Here is a 16,398-nt window from a genome sequence, read left to right as displayed (position 1 = left end):
GGCACAGATGGCAACTGAGGCAGAGATGGCATCCGAGAACGCTTTGAACGCACTGAGCACATCGAACGCATTGGACGCGTTCGCCTACGCACCCGCTCCGGAGTCCCGCTCCGTCGTCGACATCGCGCCGAGCTACGGCCTGTTCATCGACGGCGAGTTCGCCGAGGCGGCCGACGGCAAGGTCTTCAAGACCCTCAGCCCGTCCACGGAAGAGGTCCTCTCCGAAGTCGCCCAGGCCGGCACCGAGGACATCGACCGCGCCGTCAGGTCCGCCCGCAAGGCGTTCGAGAAGTGGTCCGCGCTGCCCGGCGCCGAGCGGGCCAAGTACCTGTTCCGTATCGCGCGGATCATCCAGGAGCGCTCGCGCGAGCTGGCCGTCCTGGAGACCCTCGACAACGGCAAGCCGATCAAGGAGACCCGCGACTCCGACCTCCCGCTGGTCGCCGCGCACTTCTTCTACTACGCGGGCTGGGCCGACAAGCTGGACCACGCCGGATATGGAGCCGGCCCCCGCCCGCTCGGGGTCGCCGGGCAGGTCATCCCCTGGAACTTCCCGCTCCTCATGCTCGCCTGGAAGATCGCCCCGGCGCTCGCCACCGGCAACACGGTCGTCCTGAAGCCCGCCGAGACCACCCCGCTCTCCGCCCTGTTCTTCGCGGACATCTGCCGCCAGGCCGGGCTCCCCAAGGGCGTTGTCAACATCGTGACCGGTGACGGCACCACCGGAGCCGCGCTCGTCGCGCACCCGGACATCGACAAGGTCGCCTTCACCGGTTCGACCGCCGTCGGCAAGGCCATCGCGCGCGAGGTCGCCGGTACGGACAAGAAGGTCACGCTCGAACTGGGCGGCAAGGGCGCCAACATCGTCTTCGACGACGCCCCGATCGACCAGGCCGTCGAGGGCATCGTCACCGGCATCTTCTTCAACCAGGGCCAGGTCTGCTGCGCGGGCTCCCGGCTGCTCGTACAGGAGTCGGTTCAGGACGAGTTGCTGGACTCGCTCAAGCGCCGGCTGGCCACGCTGCGCGTCGGCGACCCGCTGGACAAGAACACCGACCTCGGCGCGATCAACTCCGCCGAGCAGCTGGCCCGTATCAAGACACTGGCCGACGCGGGCGAGGCGGAGGGCGCCGAGCGCTGGTCCCCGGCCTGCGAACTGCCCTCCTCCGGCTACTGGTTCGCGCCGACCCTCTTCACGAACGTCACCCAGGCGCACACCATCGCCCGTGACGAGATCTTCGGCCCGGTGCTGTCCGTACTGACGTTCCGTACGCCCGACGAGGCCGTGGCCAAGGCCAACAACACCCAGTACGGCCTGTCGGCCGGCATCTGGACCGAGAAGGGCTCCCGCATCCTCGCGGTGGCGAACAAGCTCCGGGCGGGTGTCGTCTGGGCCAATACGTTCAACAAGTTCGACCCGACCTCGCCGTTCGGCGGCTACAAGGAATCGGGCTACGGCCGCGAAGGCGGCCGCCACGGCCTGGAGGCATACCTCGATGTCTGACTCGACCTCGACCCCGACCTCGACGCGACTGAGTGTCCTCAAGACCTACAAGCTGTACGTCGGGGGCAAGTTCCCCCGCAGCGAGAGCGGCCGGGTGTACGAAGTGACGGACTCCAAGGGCAGCCTGCTGGCCAACGCCCCGCTGTCCTCCCGCAAGGACGCGCGTGACGCGGTCGTCGCGGCGCGGAAGGCGTTCGGCGGCTGGTCGGGCGCGACCGCGTACAACCGGGGCCAGATCCTCTACCGCGTCGCCGAGATGCTGGAGGGCCGCCGCGAGCAGTTCGTACGGGAGGTCGGGCAGGCCGAAGGTCTGTCCAAGTCCAAGGCGGCGGCGATCGTCGACGCGGCGACCGACCGCTGGGTCTGGTACGCGGGCTGGACCGACAAGATCGGCCAGGTGGTGGGCGGGGCGAACCCGGTCGCCGGCCCGTTCTTCAACCTCTCGACCCCCGAACCGACCGGTGTCGTCACGGTCCTGGCCCCGCAGGAGTCGTCCTTCCTGGGCCTGGTCTCGGTGATCGCCCCGGTGATCGCGACGGGCAACACGGCGATCGTCGTCGCGAGCGAGAAGTCCCCGCTGCCCGCACTCTGTCTGGGCGAGGTGCTGGCCACCTCCGACCTGCCGGGCGGCGTGGTCAACATCCTCTCCGGCCGGACCGCCGAGATCGCGGCCCCGCTCGCCGCGCACCAGGACGTCAACGGGATCGATCTGACCGGCGCGGACGAGGCCCTGGCCAAGGACCTGGAGATCGCGGCGGCGGACAACCTCAAGCGCGTACGGCGCCCGAGGCCGGCGGACGTGTCGAGCTGGTCCGCCGACCCGGGTACCCACCGGCTGACGGCGTTCCTGGAGACGAAGACGGTCTGGCACCCGACGGGAAGCCTGGGCGCCTCCGGCTCGGCGTACTGACCCCCGAAGCCGCCACGGCCTCGGCGTACTGACGCTCGGGGCCGCAACGACCCTCGGCGTACTGACGTACTGACGCCCAAGGCCCGCCACCGCCCGATGCCCGCTTTCCCTCGCTCCGGAGGCGAAAGCGGGCATCCGTCGTCCGTCACCCCGGCAGCAGCCCCAGCGCGGGCCCGACCAGCGGCAGGTTCTTGAGCGCCCCGCCGCCCTTCGTCAGCGGATCGGTCAGGATCGCGGTGGACACCGGCTTGAAGTCGGCGACCTGCGTACCCACCGCGTTGTCCAGCGGGTCCACGCCCGTGCCCGCCAGCGGGTAGAGCTTGAGGTTCTTGGCCGGGCCCAGCGCACCGGCCGTCGCGTGGCCGAGCGCGCCGACGACGCCCTGGACCGCGGCCTCACCGGATTCCGCGAGCTTGGAGTCGTTGAGCTTGCTGTCGGTGCTCGTGGCGGGCGCCGGGGCGGCGGGCTGCGCCGCCTGGGCCGCCGTACCGCCCAGACCGAGGACCGCGCTCGCCGCGGTGACGGTCAGACCGGCGCGCAGCAGAGTGAGGCGCGGGGAGGAGGGAGCTGCATGACGTGCCATGGGGTTTCCTGCCTGGCAGAGGGTTTGAGTAATCGTGGCGACACGCAGCGTAGTTGAGGTGCGGTGCCGATACCACCAGGACCGGCCGACCTCACCCGGCCGACCTCACCCGCCCGACCCGCTGCCCGCCCCCGACCTCACCGACCGGCCTCACCGCCCGAACCCATCGGCCGATCGGAGGTCCCCGGGGATCCCTCACGCCGGTTCATGCCCCACACTGGTGTCCCGTGAGCTCTCCTTCCCTTCCGACCCGAGTCGTGCTTCTCACGGGCCCCTCCGGTTCCGGAAAGTCGTCCCTCGCCGCCCACACGGGCCTGCCCGTGCTGCGCCTCGACGACTTCTACAAGGAGGGCGACGACCCGACGCTGCCGCTGGTCCCGGACAGCACGGACATCGACTGGGACTCGGCGCGGTCCTGGGACACGGACGCCGCCGTCGCCGCGATCGTGGAGCTGTGCCGTACGGGCCGTACGACCGTTCCCGTCTACTCCATCGCCACCAGCGCGCGGGTGGACACGGAGGCGCTCGACATCGGACGTACGCCACTGTTCCTCGCGGAGGGCATCTTCGCCGCCGATATCGTCGCCCACTGCCAGGAACTCGGCGTGCTGGCCGACGCGCTCTGTCTGCGCGGGCGGCCCTCGACCACGTTCCGGCGGCGGCTGCTGCGTGATCTGCGCGAGGGGCGGAAGTCGATTCCGTTCCTGCTGCGGCGCGGCTGGCGGCTGATGCGGGCCGAGCGCGCGATCGTCGGCCGGCAGACGGCGTTGGGGGCGCATCCGTGCGCCAAGGCGGAGGCGCTGGGACGCATCACGGCCGCGGCGGCCGGGCGCTGCGTCAAGCCGCGCGGCGTGCCCTCCCCCGCGGCGGGCGCGGTCGACACGGCCGCCCCCAACTCCGCCGCCCCGAGCGCGAGCGGTCGCTGAGCGGCCGACCACCGACCACCGACCACCGAGGCGGCCAACGGCCACGGTTCAACCGTACGAACCGAGTTGTACGCACTGGGCCGTACGCGTACGGCCCACGTCCGCGCAGCTCAAGCGCCGAACGACACGAGCAACACAAAGCGGGACCGGACAGGCCCCCCAGCCCGGTCCGATCCCGCTTCGTTTCCCCGTCAACCCCCGTGGATCCCCCTGCTTTCTTCCCCTGAATCCCCCGTGCTCCCGCCGTTTCCCCCGAAACGGCGGGCCCTGCTCCCCCGTACTTCCCCCCACTGCCCTCAGGCGACCAGTTCGCCGAAGGACTCTTCCTCGTCACGGCCGAAGCTGAGGACCTCGTCCTCGCGCAGCCGGCGGAGCGACCGCCAGATGCTCGACTTCACCGTGCCGACACTGATGTCGAGGATGTCCGCGATCTCCGGGTCGGTGCGGCCCTCGTAGTAGCGCAGTACCAGCATCGTGCGCTGGAGTTCGGGAAGGCGGGTGAGCGCCTGCCAGAGCACCGCGCGCAGTTCGGTGCCGCGCATCGCGTCGGTGTCGCCCACCGTCTCCGGCAGCTCCTCCGTCGGGTACTCGTTGAGCTTGCGCCTGCGCCAGGCGCTGATGTGCAGATTGGTCATCGTGCGGCGGAGATAGCCCCCGACCGCCGCCTTGTCGCTGATCCTGTCCCACGCCCGGTACGTCGAGAAGAGGGCGCTCTGCAGCAGGTCCTCGGCCTCGAACCGGTCGCCGGTCAGGTGGTAAGCGGTCGCGTACAGGGAAGCGCGGCGCTCCCTGACGTAGGCGGTGAACGCCGTTTCGGCGTCCTCCGTCTCCGTCCGGGCCGTCCGTTCCCCCGTGGCCTCCCCGTACGCGACTGCCCCGTTGCCCCCGTTGAGCACCTGGGGCGTGTCAACCACCGTCATGTACGACGGCTTGTGCTGACGCCCGGCGCTGCGAACGCACCCCCGCCCGTTCACGGCGCCGGACTTCTCGCTGCTCCGCGTGACGTCGTGAAGGCGCGTGATTACTGCGCTCGTGGTGGTGCCGTGCAGTGCGTTCATTCCGCGCCCCCCGTCGGTTGGAGTTGCTTCGTTCCGTGTGCCAATGAGCTTGCCGGGGCAGTTTCATGGCGCTGTCCGTCGACTGTCACAGGCGTGTCACAGGGGGCTGTGGTCCTTGTGGAAAACGTGAGGAATCGATGGGAGCGCTCCGACGGTCGAACTCCGGTCGCCCCATAAGACAGAATGACCTCTGTGCCTTTCCTGCTGCTGATCGAGGACGACGACGCCATCCGCACGGCCCTCGAACTCTCGTTGTCACGCCAGGGCCACCGTGTGGCCACCGCGGCGACGGGAGAGGACGGCCTGAAACTGCTGCGGGAGCAGCGGCCGGATCTGATTGTGCTGGATGTGATGCTGCCCGGTATCGACGGTTTCGAGGTGTGCCGGCGCATCAGGCGCACCGACCAACTGCCGATCATTCTGCTGACCGCCCGCAGTGACGACATCGATGTGGTGGTCGGCCTGGAGTCCGGCGCCGACGACTATGTGGTGAAGCCGGTGCAGGGGCGGGTGCTGGACGCCCGTATCCGCGCGGTACTGCGGCGCGGCGAGCGGGAGTCCACGGATTCGGCGACGTACGGCAGTGTGGTGATCGACCGTTCCGCCATGACCGTCACGAAGAACGGCGATGATCTCCAGCTCACGCCGACCGAGTTGCGGCTGCTGCTGGAGTTGAGCCGCCGGCCCGGACAGGCGCTGTCGCGGCAGCAGTTGCTGCGGCTGGTGTGGGAGCACGACTACCTGGGCGACTCGCGTCTGGTGGACGCGTGCGTGCAGCGGCTGCGGGCGAAGGTGGAGGACGTGCCGTCCTCACCGACCCTGATCCGTACGGTCCGTGGAGTGGGCTACCGGCTGGACGCCCCTTCGTGAGCAACGCACCCACGGAGGACGGGCCGGACGACGGCCCGCCGCAGAACGGCGCGACGGGGAACGGCGACGCGAGGAACGGCGACACGAAGGGATCCACGGAGACGAAGGAATCCACGAAGTCCCGAGAAAAGTCCCGGGAAAAGTCCCAAGAATCCAAGGGATCCACGGGCGGTTCGGCGAAGAAGGCCATCCTGGCCGGGATTCGGCTGACCAGTCTGCGGCTGCGGCTCGTGGTCGTCTTCGGCGCCGTCGCCCTGACCGCGGCCGTCTCCGCGTCGGGGATCGCGTACTGGCTCAACCGCGAGTCCGTACTGTCCCGGACCCAGGACGCCACCCTCAAGGACTTCCGGCAGGAGATGCAGAACCGCGCGGCGGAGCTGCCCGAGCGGCCGAGTCAGGCCGATCTCCAGACCACCGCCGAGCAGATGTCGGGCGACAACTCCGGTTACAGCGTGCTGCTGATCGGCGAGCGTGCCGAGGGGAAGCCCATCGTGGGGGCCTCCGATCCGGACACCTTCACGCTCGACGACGTACCGCGCTCGCTCCAGAAGGCCGTCAACGACAGGCAGAAGGTCACCTCGGGAAACGCGTACCCGTACCACCTGTTCTGGCAGCGCACCGAGCGCGGCAGTACGCCCTATCTGGTGGGCGGTACGCGGATCATCGGCGGCGGGCCGACCGGGTACCTGTTCAAGTCCCTCGACCAGGAGCGCGCGGACCTCAACTCGCTGGCGGTGTCGCTGAGTATCGCCACGGGGCTCGCGCTCGTCGGCTCGGCGCTGCTCGCGCAGGCCGCGGCGACGACCGTGCTCAGGCCCGTACAGCGGCTGGGAGAGGCGTCGCGGAAGCTCGGCGAGGGCCGGTTCGACACCCGGCTGCGGGTGACGGGGACGGACGAACTGGCCGACCTGTCACGTACGTTCAACAAGTCCGCCGAGTCCCTCCAGAAGAAGATCGCGGACATGAGCGCGCGGGAGGAGTCCAGCCGTCGCTTCGTCGCCGACATGTCGCACGAGCTGCGTACTCCGCTGACCGCGCTCACCGCCGTGACGGAGGTCCTGGAGGAGGAGACCGAGAACCTCGATCCGATGATCGCGCCCGCCGTGACGCTGGTGGTCAGTGAGACCCGCAGGCTCAACGTCCTGGTGGAGAACCTGATGGAGGTCACCCGCTTCGACGCGGGTACGGCCCGGCTCGTCCTCGACGACGTCAATGTCGCCGACCAGGTCACGGCCTGTATCGACGCGCGCGCCTGGCTCGACGCGGTGGAGCTGGACGCCGGGCGGGACATCATGGCGCGGCTCGACCCGCGCCGGCTCGACGTGATCATGGCGAACCTGATCGGCAACGCGCTCAAGCACGGCGGTTCGCCGGTCCGGGTCGCGGTGCGGACGCAGGGTGACGAACTGGTCATCTCGGTACGGGACCACGGCCCCGGCATCCCCGAGGACGTCCTGCCGCATGTCTTCGACCGCTTCTACAAGGCGAGCGCCTCACGGCCGCGCTCCGAGGGCAGCGGCCTCGGCCTGTCGATCGCGATGGAGAACGCCCATATCCACGGGGGCGACATCACCGCGGTCAATGTGCCGGAGGGCGGCGCGATGTTCGTCCTGCGACTGCCCCGGGAGGGCGAGTCGGCGGAGCGGGACCTGGAACGGGAGACGCAACGGCAACGGGGAGAGGAAGGCGACGCACCGTGACTGCCAGGAGCGGGCAGAGCCCGCGCGGTACGAACGGGAGCGGTACGAACGGGAGCGGTACGGACGGGAGTCGGGCGCGAGGGAGCCGTACGGAACCGGGGCGGATACGCCGGCCCGCCGTGGCGTTCGCGCGCCTCGCGTGCGTGACCGCGCTCGCCGTCGTGGCCACGGGATGCGGAATCCGGACCACGTCGGTGCCGGTGGACGCCGGGCACGCGCCCTCGCGGATGCCGTGCGAGGTTTCTCCCGAGAAGGACGTCATCACGAGCCGTAACCCGGGCGTGCCGGTGCGGGTGTATCTCGTGTGCGCCTCCGGACTGGTCCCGGTGGAGCGCGCGGCACAGATACCGGACGGGAAGACGCTCGACAGCCGACTGCGTATCGGTCAGGGGCTGCTGGACGAGCTTCAGGCCCAGCCGTCCTCCACCGAGCGGAACGCGGGCTTCACCACGTCCGTACGGGGGCCACTGCTCGTCTCCGCGCCGCGCGCGGGCGACCCCTCGGGCACGTTGCGGCTCAGCCGCCAGCCGGAGGACCTGCCGCCGGCCGCGCTCGCGCAGATCGTCTGTACGTTCGCGGAGAGCGAGGCCACGAACGGCAAGGTGGTGCTGGGCGGGCCCGGTGACTATCCGGTGCACGGATACACCTGCGACAAGCAGACGAAGAACCACCCGGACGAGACGGCCCCGACGCGCGCGGCGTCGGCGTCCTCGTCTCCCTCGGCTTCGGCGTCCCCGTCGTCGTCACCGTCGTAAGTCCAGGTACGCGGCATTCCAGGTACACGGCATTCGAGGTACACGACCCGAGCGCCTCGGTAGATGACACCGGCGCGTGGTCTCCCGCGCCCCGCCACGCCCCACCCGGGCCTGCGGTGGCCGGACCGATCGCCCCCGTACGGGTGATGCCCGTCTCATGAACCCCTTCTTCCGCAACCGGCGGAACCGATCCTGCCGGGCTCCGCGTCTTGGGTTTCGTGCGTCAAGGTCCGGGCGGCAGTGCCGTCATCCGCTTCCGTACGGCGGGGCTCGTTCTCCTCCTCCTGCATCTTCTGCTGGTGGGGTGGCTGACGCTTCGCCCGCTGGACGTTCTGTGGGTGAACGCCGCCAATCTGACGCCGTTCGCCGGCATCAGGGCGGATCTGGCCCTGGGGCCCCTGATGGCGGCCCGCAGGATCGGCGAGGGACTGCTGCTGCTGGCCCCGCTCGGTGTCCTGCTGCCGGTCGCGGGCGGCCGTCTCGCCGTTTCCTTCTGGGCCTCCCTGGCCCGTACGGTCGCGGCCGGTGCGCTGATCTCCCTGGGGATCGAGCTGTTGCAGACCGGAGTGCCCGGCCGGGTGGTCGACGTGGACGCGATGCTGCTCAATACGGCCGGGGTGGCGCTGGCACATCTTCTGGTGGTCCCTCTGGGCCGGTCCCGGCTGCGCCGCAAGCAGGGGTCCCCCAGCGGCCGTCGTACCCCCCGGCCCGGCGGACGACCGGGGATGCTCCCGAGGGAGGACGTCTCTCAGGGGGCGACCCCGACAATTCCCAGGGTCGGCGTCGCCCCGTAGGGCGAGGCGTTGTCCCTGGCTCCGGGGGCACCATGGAGATATCGGGAGCACACGAAAAAGTCGACGAAGAGCGACGCAGATTGACGAAGAGTTCCCTCATGCACGGTCTCGTAAAGGAGTTCCACCATGGCCGCACTGGTACGCCCCCGTGACGGACGAATGATCGGCGGAGTGTGCGCGGCGCTGGCGCGGCGCTTCGGCATGTCCGCGAACACCATGCGGGTGATATTCGTGGCCTCGTGTCTGCTGCCGGGCCCGCAGTTCCTGCTTTATCTGGCGCTGTGGATCCTGCTGCCGGGCGAGAAGAGCACCGCCTCGACCGCCTGGTAACCGGCCGGGCCATCCGTACACGACCGCCCGCGCATCTGTGGACGGACATGAGTGGGGCGCGTACCCGCATACGGATACGCGCCCGCTCATACGTCGTGGTTCCGGACAGGCTCAGCCGCCGAGGGGAATTCCGTTGACCGGGATCCCCTTCTGTCCCGTGTTCACCGGGATCCCGCCGAGCAGCGACTTGAGCGGGAGTGCGTTCTGGAGGCCCTGGAGCAGCTGGGGAGCCGCCTGCTGGAGCGCGCCGAGCCCGGTGGTGGCGCCGGTCGTCGCGTCGGAGACGGGCGCCGGGAGCTGCTTCGCGACACCGTTCACCGGCAGGGCACCGGCGACATCGCCTACCGGTACCGCCTTGGTGACGCCACCCAGCACGGCACCCGTGTCGGGGACGCCGGGCACGGCGGCCGAGGCGCTCCCGGCGGCGGTGGCGGCGAAGGCGGCACCGAGGGCGGCGGCACCGAGCGTCTTGGCGACAGACTTCTTCATCAGGAATGTCATCCTTGGGGAGGGGAATGTGAGCGGCTCTGCAAGTTAGCCATCCGCGCACGGCCCCGCAAACACCCGGAAGCGGCCGGGATTTCGTGTTCCCGACCGCTCACCGAGGGAGGTGCGTGGCGCCCCCTACCCAGATATCAGCTGGTCACAGCAGTCTGCTTGAACAGCCATTCGGATTTCAACTCCGCGTATCCGGGCTTGATCACGTCATTGATCATGGCGAGTCGTTCATCGAAAGGAATGAATGCTGATTTCATCGCATTGACCGTGAACCACTGCATGTCTTCGAGTGTGTAGTCGAACGCGTCGGCCAGCAGCTCGAATTCACGGCTCATGGTGGTGCCGCCCATCAGGCGGTTGTCGGTGTTCACCGTGGCGCGAAAGTGCAGTTTACGGAGCAGACCGATGGGGTGTTCGGCGATCGATTCGGCGGCGCCGGTCTGGAGGTTGGAGCTGGGGCACAGCTCCAGCGGGATGCGCTTGTCCCGTACATACGCGGCGAGCCGGCCCAGTGTCACGGTGCCGTCCTCGGCGACTTCGATGTCGTCGATGATGCGTACGCCATGACCGAGCCGGTCGGCGCCGCACCACTGGAGCGCCTGCCAGATCGAGGGCAGCCCGAAGGCCTCGCCCGCGTGGATGGTGAAGTGGTTGTTCTCCCGCTTCAGATACTCGAAGGCATCGAGGTGCCGGGTGGGCGGGAAGCCGGCCTCGGCGCCCGCGATGTCGAAGCCGACCACACCCGAGTCCCGGTAGCGGTTGGCGAGTTCGGCGATCTCCAGGGAGCGGGCCGCGTGCCGCATGGCGGTGAGCAGGGCGCCGACCCGGATGCGTCGGCCGTTGGCGAGGGCGCGTCGCTCGCCCTCACGGAAGCCTTCGTTGACGGCCTCGACGACCTCTTCGAGGGTGAGCCCGCGTTCCAGGTGCTGCTCGGGCGCGTACCGCACCTCCGCGTAGACGACACCGTCCTCGGCGAGATCCTCCGCGCACTCGGCGGCGATCCGGAAGAGCGCGTCACGCGTCTGCATGACGGCGCAGGTGTGCGCGAAGGTCTCCAGATAGCGCTCCAGCGAGCCGGAGTCGGCCGCCTCGCGGAACCAGAGGCCGAGCTTGTCGGACTCGTGCTCGGGCAGGCCCTCGTAACCGGCGTCGTGGGCCAGCTCGATGACCGTGCCCGGCCGGCAGCCGCCGTCCAGGTGATCGTGGAGAAGGACCTTGGGGGCGCGGCGGATCTGGTCGGCGGTGGGCGGACGGTATGTCTGGCTCGTCATCTCCGCACTCTAACGCCTACGCGCGTAGATCAGCGACGGTCGATATCTAACAGTGACCACGCGGACGGGTGGAGTACACGTGTCCTTCTGAGACTGTTCTGCCATGGGACAGCACGCGGCTCCCCGGCCGGAGGAACGGACGGCGGGCCCGAACGGGACGGCACGCGGGCGTCGGGCAGAGCCATGGGCACGAGCAGGGACACGGTGGGCACGGGTGGCATGGTCGGGGGCAGGTGCGGGAACGGAAGCACGGGTGGACGCACGTGCGGAAGAGAGACCGGACTCGGGAACAGGGTCGGAAGCGGGAGCAGGAACGGAGGCGGGAGCGGACCCCGGGCCCGGCGCGGGATCCGGGCCGGGAGCGGGATCCAGGTCGGGAACGGGATCCGGGCCGGGAACGAAGGCTGAGGCACGGGCACGGCTGGGGCGTGCGATCGCCGCGCCCGCCGCCGGGGCGGCCATAGGCGGCGTGGTGCTCGTACTCCCGCCGGGCGAGCCGGCCTCCACCCGGCCCCCCTCCCTCCTCGGGTACGCGCGCGTCCTGCCCCTCGCGCGCTCCCTGGCCAGGGCGGGCGCGCCCGAAGGGCTGGTCGTGCACGTGGTGCGCTACCGGGGTCGCGGCTGGAACGGTACGGACGCACGCCTCGCGGCGGACGCCGAGTGGGCGGCGGACGAGGTCGTACGGCGCTACGGCGATGTGCCCGTCTGCCTCGCCGGACACGGCATGGGTGGCCGCGCCGCGCTGCGGGCGGCGGGGCACCCGGCCGTCAACTCCGTACTGGCGATGTCACCCTGGCTGCCGGAGCGCGACCGGGCCGCCGAACCGGAGCCGGTACGGCAGCTGATGGGGCGTCAGGTGCTGATGATGCACGGCACCAACGACGCCCGGTGCGATCCCGACCTCTCGTACCGGCTGGCCGAGCGCGCCAAGAAGATCAACCGGGACACCTGCCGTTTCGAGGTCCACTCCGACGGACACGCGCTGCGCCAGCACCACGACGAAGTCCTGGCGCTGGCCTCGGACTTCGTGCTGGGGGCGCTGCTCTCGCGCACGTACTCCCGGCCGGTCGCCGACGCGTTGGCGGCGCCTCCGCCGCTGGGGCTGCGGATGCCGTTGGCGGCGGGGTTCGGACGGTCGCTGCGGCCGTGAGCGCGCCTCGGCCGCGCGCTGTCTCCCTCAGTCCGGGAGCAGTTGGCCGCGCCGGGACAGCAGGAAGCGTTTGAAGGCCGCCACCGGCGGGGTGTCCGGGTGACCGTCGAGCCAGGCCACCCCGATCTCACGGACCGCGCGTGGCGCCGTGACCGTCAGTTCGACAACCCCCGGGCGGGCCACGGCCGGTGGCGGCAGCAGGGCGACGCCCAGGCCCGCCGCCACCAGGCCGCGCAGCGTCTCCGCCTCCTCCCCCTCGAACGCGACGCGCGGCCGGAAGCCCGCCTCGGCGCACAGGTCGTCGGTGATCCGGCGCAGCCCGTACCCCGGTTCGAGCGTGACGAAGGTTTCGTCGGCGGCCTCGGCGAGGCGTACGCGCCGGCGCCCCGCGAGCCGGTGGTCGTCGGGTACGACCAGCCGCAGCCGCTGTTCGTCCAGCCGCCGGGCGACCAGATCCGGGGCGTCGGGCACCGGCGAGGTGAGGCAGAGGTCCAGTTCGCCCGCGCGCATGCGCTCGATCATCGCCTCGCCGTAGTTCTGCACGAGCTGGAAGCGCACGCGCGGATGGTCGGCGCGGAAGGCCCGGATCAGTCCGGGCACGGTCTCGGAGCCCATGGTGTGCAGAAAGCCGAAGGCGACCTTGCCGGACGCCGGGTCGGCGTCGGCGCGTACGGACTCGGCGGCGCGCTCCACCTCCGCGAGGGCCCGTTCCACGGAGGCGAGGAACGTCCGGCCCGCGTGGGTGAGGGCGACCGTACGGCCCTTACGGGCGAACAGGGCGATGCCCAGGTCCTGTTCGAGCCGGACCATCGCCCGGGAGAGCGTGGACTGCGGTACGGCCATGTCCTGTGCGGCGCGGGTCACATGCTCGTGGCGGGCCACCCCGGCGAAGTACGCGAGCCGGGGCGCGAGGACCGCGGACCAGGACTCGGGGTCCAATTCGGCTGTCGGCGCCATGTCTTCTTCGTAACTGTCCCATGACAGACGCTTCCGTGAGCTGTGTTCATGCACCATGGGAACGATTATCGCCATTCCATGCATTGGACGCATGAGGGAGCGGTACTTACGGTCGTTGTATGCCTTCAGTCAGTACCGAGGCACCCACCACCCCGGGTGCCTCCGCCGCGCCGTCCGCTCCGACCACCTCCTCGACCCCGCCGTCGTCCTCGTCGGCCTCGTCGTCCTCCGCGTCGGATTCGCGTCTCTCCCCGGGCCACCCCGGCTACCGCCGGATGAGCTTCGCGCTCTTCGCCGCCGGAGTCGCGACCTTCGCCCTCCTCTACTCCACGCAGGCCCTGCTGCCCGCCATCTCCACCGACCTCGGTGTGACGGCGAGCCAGGCCAGCTGGACGGTCTCGGCGGCGACGGGCGCGCTGGCCCTGTTCGTGCTGCCGCTGAGCGCACTGTCCGAGCGGCTCGGCCGACGCACGATGATGACCGCCTCGCTGCTGGTCGCGGTCGTGGTCGGGCTGCTGGTGCCGTTCGCGCCGAACGTGGAGTGGCTGGTGGCGCTGCGCGCCGTGCAGGGCGCGGCACTCGCCGGTCTGCCTGCGTCGGCGATGGCGTACCTCGCGGAGGAGGTACGGCCGAAGGCGCTGGTCGCCGCGATCGGGCTGTTCGTCGCGGGCAACAGCGTCGGCGGCATGAGCGGCCGCATCGTCACCGGCTGGGTCGCCCAGCTGTGGGGCTGGCGCGCGGCGCTGGGCGCGGTCGGTCTGATGGCGGTGCTCTGCGTGATCGTCTTCCGCCTCATGATCCCCAAGGCGCGCAACTTCACGCCCCGGTCGCTGAGCCCACGCGCGCTGGCGAAGACGGTCGGCGGGCACCTGTCGGACCCGCTGCTGCGCCGCCTGTACGCGATCGGCGGGCTCTTCATGATGGTGTTCGGCGCGGTGTACACGGTGATCGGCTACCGGCTGGTGGAAGCGCCGTTCAGCCTCCCGCAGGGCATCATCGGCTCGATCTTCCTGGTCTACCTGGTCGGTACGCTCTCCTCTGCCGCGGCCGGGCGGCTGGTCGCCCGGCTGGGCCGGCGCGGCGCGCTGTACCTGGCGGTGGGCACGACGACGGCCGGTCTGCTGCTGACGCTCTCGGACGCGCTGGTCATGGTCCTGCTCGGCCTGGTGCTGATCACGGCGGGCTTCTTCGCGGGCCACGCGGTCGCCTCGTCGGCGGTGAGCGGTACGGCGAAGACCGGCCGCGCGCAGGCCTCGGCGCTCTACCAGTCGGCGTACTACCTGGGCAGCAGCGCGGGCGGCGCGCTGGGCGCGGTCGCCTTCCACGCGGGCGGCTGGGAGGCCACGGTGGCGCTGGGACTGCTGGCGGTCCTCGGGGTCGTCTCGATCACCCTGTACGGGAGCCACGCGGCGCGCGTGCAGGCGGCGCGGCGGCCGGTGCGGGCGGCACAGCGGTAACGCGGTAACGCGGTAGGACAGACAACGGACAGACGGATACGGCCCGGGCCGCGGCGCGAGAGCGCTGCGGCCCGGGCCGTATCCGTCTGTCCGGGCAGGGGTCGGGCTGGGGCAATTTCTCCGGAAACCGGCGGATGTCAGTGGGCTGCGGTAGCTTCCGAGAGTGTGGTTCCAAGGGGGCGACTGGGGTGACCAATGAGTGATCTTGTAACAGCAGAGGACCTGGATTCCCAGCTGGAGAAGTACCGGACGGAGCTGACCGGCTACTGCTACCGGATGCTGGGCTCGGCCTTCGAGGCCGAGGACGCCGTGCAGGACACGATGGTGCGCGCGTGGCGTGGCTTCGAGAAGTTCGAGGGCCGCTCCTCGCTCCGTTCCTGGCTGTACCGCATCGCGACGAACGTCTGCCTGGACATGCTCAACGCGGGCAATCGCAGGGCCCGCCCCATGGATCTGACCGCGCCGACTCCGGTGGCCCAGGCCCAGCTCAGCGCGCGCCCCGAGAATGTCTGGCTGGAGCCGGTGCCGGACGGCCGGGTGCTGCCGTCGGTGGCCGACCCGGCCGAGACGGCGGTGTCGCGGGAGACGATCCGGCTCGCGTTCGTCGCGGCGCTCCAGCATCTGCCGCCGAAGCAGCGGGCCGTGCTGATCCTGCGCGAGGTGCTGGCCTGGAAGGCGAGCGAGGTGGCCGAGCTGCTGGACACGACGGTCGCCTCGGTCAACAGCGCACTCCAGCGGGCCCGCGCGACGCTCGCAGAGTCGCCGCCCGACGCGACGGACGCGGCGGCCGAGCTCGACGAGGAGCAGAAGGCGCTGCTGGAGCGCTATGTCGTGGCCTTCGAGGGCTACGACATGAAGGCGCTGACCGCCCTGCTCCATGACGACGCGAAGTTCACGATGCCGCCGTACGACCTGTGGCTCCAGGGCCACGACGACATCACCGGCTTCATGCTCACCATCGGCGCCGGCTGCCGTGGCTCGCGGCTCGTCCCGACCCTGGCCAACGGCACCCCGGCCTTCGCCCATTACAAACCGGCGGAGTCGGGCGACGGCTTCACACCGTGGGCGCTCCAGGTCATCGAGATCGAGGACGGCCGGATCACCGGGTTGCACTGCTTCCTGGACACGGAGCGCTGGTTCCCGCTCTTCGACCTGCCTCCGAGGCTGGAGAAGGAACAGGAGAGGAAGCCGGACGAGGAGTGAGGAACAGCCGCTCGGCGGGCGGTGGCTCAGGGAGCTTGACGGTCCCCGTCCGGCTCCCCCGCCGTCCGCTGGTCGATGCCTCCCAGTCCCACGAGATCCAGCAGCAGCCGAAGTTCTCGCCCCGCGCCCCGTAGCCTCAGCCGGCGGCCCCTCCTGCGGGCCGCCAGCTGGAGCCTGGCGAGGACCTCTACGGCTGCCAGACTCGGCTGGACGAGACCGCTGACGTCGCAGATCACCTCGGCGGGCGCGGTGTCGTCGTAAGGCGGCGCCCCGGTCTCCCGCACGGCCGTGCCGGCGGACAGTTCCGCGCACAGCTCCCCGCTGAGCCGGGGCGCATCGGCCGATGTGACGCGTCCGGCGATGACGAGAACGATCGGTTTCGTGACATCCACACGTAAGAGACCGGCCACGCCGACGGAACTCATCGCAGCC

General features: G+C 70.4%; 17 protein-coding genes. 11 read left to right on the top strand and 6 right to left on the bottom strand.

Annotated features, from left to right (window positions below):
• The first annotated feature begins 25 nt into the window (after positions 1-25).
• The gene (locus ACIQD6_RS01725; RefSeq protein WP_401878044.1) at positions 26-1,504 is read left to right on the top strand and encodes an aldehyde dehydrogenase family protein; all 1,479 of its coding nucleotides are present in this window, start codon (positions 26-28) and stop codon (positions 1,502-1,504) included.
• The gene (locus tag ACIQD6_RS01720) at positions 1,497-2,414 is read left to right on the top strand and encodes an aldehyde dehydrogenase family protein (RefSeq protein ID WP_401876986.1); all 918 of its coding nucleotides are present in this window, start codon (positions 1,497-1,499) and stop codon (positions 2,412-2,414) included. The genes ACIQD6_RS01725 and ACIQD6_RS01720 overlap by 8 nt, the downstream gene beginning before the upstream one ends.
• 145 nt (positions 2,415-2,559) lie before the next feature.
• Here the strand turns inward: ACIQD6_RS01720 and ACIQD6_RS01715 are convergent, their stop codons facing one another.
• Positions 2,560-2,997, bottom strand: coding sequence for a hypothetical protein (locus ACIQD6_RS01715; protein WP_401876985.1), 438 nt, complete (start codon positions 2,995-2,997; stop codon positions 2,560-2,562).
• A 227-nt stretch (positions 2,998-3,224) separates the two neighbouring features.
• Here ACIQD6_RS01715 and ACIQD6_RS01710 point away from each other — a divergent pair, with 227 nt between their 5' ends.
• Positions 3,225-3,923, top strand: coding sequence for an ATP-binding protein (locus ACIQD6_RS01710; protein WP_401876983.1), 699 nt, complete (start codon positions 3,225-3,227; stop codon positions 3,921-3,923).
• 296 nt (positions 3,924-4,219) lie between these two features.
• Here the strand turns inward: ACIQD6_RS01710 and ACIQD6_RS01705 are convergent, their stop codons facing one another.
• Positions 4,220-4,981: a SigE family RNA polymerase sigma factor gene (locus ACIQD6_RS01705; protein ID WP_401876982.1), complete on the bottom strand. Its 762-nt coding sequence runs from the start codon at positions 4,979-4,981 to the stop codon at positions 4,220-4,222.
• A gap of 192 nt (positions 4,982-5,173) precedes the next feature.
• Between ACIQD6_RS01705 and afsQ1 the strand changes: the two genes are divergently transcribed.
• From afsQ1 to ACIQD6_RS01680, 5 genes are all read left to right on the top strand, one after another.
• Complete coding sequence (afsQ1, locus tag ACIQD6_RS01700) at positions 5,174-5,851, top strand: two-component system response regulator AfsQ1 (RefSeq protein WP_401878042.1); 678 nt, start codon at positions 5,174-5,176, stop codon at positions 5,849-5,851.
• Positions 5,848-7,551: an ATP-binding protein gene (locus ACIQD6_RS01695; protein WP_401876980.1), complete on the top strand. Its 1,704-nt coding sequence runs from the start codon at positions 5,848-5,850 to the stop codon at positions 7,549-7,551. Before afsQ1 ends, ACIQD6_RS01695 begins: the two co-directional genes overlap by 4 nt.
• A complete protein-coding gene (locus ACIQD6_RS01690; protein WP_401876978.1) occupies positions 7,548-8,306 on the top strand; it encodes a hypothetical protein in 759 nt (252 codons plus the stop codon). The genes ACIQD6_RS01695 and ACIQD6_RS01690 overlap by 4 nt, the downstream gene beginning before the upstream one ends.
• 218 nt (positions 8,307-8,524) lie before the next feature.
• Positions 8,525-9,100, top strand: a complete 576-nt coding sequence (locus ACIQD6_RS01685) for a VanZ family protein (RefSeq protein WP_401876977.1) — start codon at positions 8,525-8,527, stop codon at positions 9,098-9,100.
• 126 nt (positions 9,101-9,226) lie between these two features.
• A complete protein-coding gene (locus ACIQD6_RS01680; protein ID WP_401876975.1) occupies positions 9,227-9,430 on the top strand; it encodes a PspC domain-containing protein in 204 nt (67 codons plus the stop codon).
• A 111-nt stretch (positions 9,431-9,541) separates the two neighbouring features.
• Here ACIQD6_RS01680 and ACIQD6_RS01675 read toward each other — a convergent pair whose 3' ends face one another.
• The gene (locus tag ACIQD6_RS01675; protein ID WP_401876973.1) at positions 9,542-9,919 is read right to left on the bottom strand and encodes an ATP-binding protein; all 378 of its coding nucleotides are present in this window, start codon (positions 9,917-9,919) and stop codon (positions 9,542-9,544) included.
• Positions 9,920-10,065: 146 nt separating this feature from the next.
• Entirely contained in the window at positions 10,066-11,199 is a 1,134-nt protein-coding gene (locus ACIQD6_RS01670; RefSeq protein WP_401876972.1) for an adenosine deaminase, read from the bottom strand.
• 469 nt (positions 11,200-11,668) lie between these two features.
• Here ACIQD6_RS01670 and ACIQD6_RS01665 point away from each other — a divergent pair, with 469 nt between their 5' ends.
• Positions 11,669-12,349 (top strand): alpha/beta hydrolase, encoded by a 681-nt coding sequence (locus ACIQD6_RS01665; protein WP_401876971.1) that lies wholly within the window; start codon positions 11,669-11,671, stop codon positions 12,347-12,349.
• Between the two features lie 27 nt (positions 12,350-12,376).
• On the opposite strand, the gene ACIQD6_RS01660 is transcribed toward ACIQD6_RS01665, so the two are convergent.
• Entirely contained in the window at positions 12,377-13,363 is a 987-nt protein-coding gene (locus ACIQD6_RS01660) for a LysR family transcriptional regulator (RefSeq protein WP_401876969.1), read from the bottom strand.
• A 62-nt stretch (positions 13,364-13,425) separates the two neighbouring features.
• Here ACIQD6_RS01660 and ACIQD6_RS01655 point away from each other — a divergent pair, with 62 nt between their 5' ends.
• Complete coding sequence (locus tag ACIQD6_RS01655) at positions 13,426-14,763, top strand: MFS transporter (protein ID WP_401876967.1); 1,338 nt, start codon at positions 13,426-13,428, stop codon at positions 14,761-14,763.
• 195 nt (positions 14,764-14,958) lie between these two features.
• Positions 14,959-15,966, top strand: a complete 1,008-nt coding sequence (locus ACIQD6_RS01650) for a sigma-70 family RNA polymerase sigma factor (RefSeq protein ID WP_401876965.1) — start codon at positions 14,959-14,961, stop codon at positions 15,964-15,966.
• Between the two features lie 26 nt (positions 15,967-15,992).
• On the opposite strand, the gene ACIQD6_RS01645 is transcribed toward ACIQD6_RS01650, so the two are convergent.
• Positions 15,993-16,391: an STAS domain-containing protein gene (locus ACIQD6_RS01645; RefSeq protein WP_401876963.1), complete on the bottom strand. Its 399-nt coding sequence runs from the start codon at positions 16,389-16,391 to the stop codon at positions 15,993-15,995.
• Positions 16,392-16,398: the final 7 nt, after the last annotated feature.

Origin of the sequence: Streptomyces sp. NPDC088400 (assembly GCF_044753355.1) — a bacterium.
Classification (GTDB): Bacteria; Actinomycetota; Actinomycetes; order Streptomycetales; family Streptomycetaceae; genus Streptomyces.
This window is presented reverse-complemented; position numbering and strand designations above follow the sequence as displayed.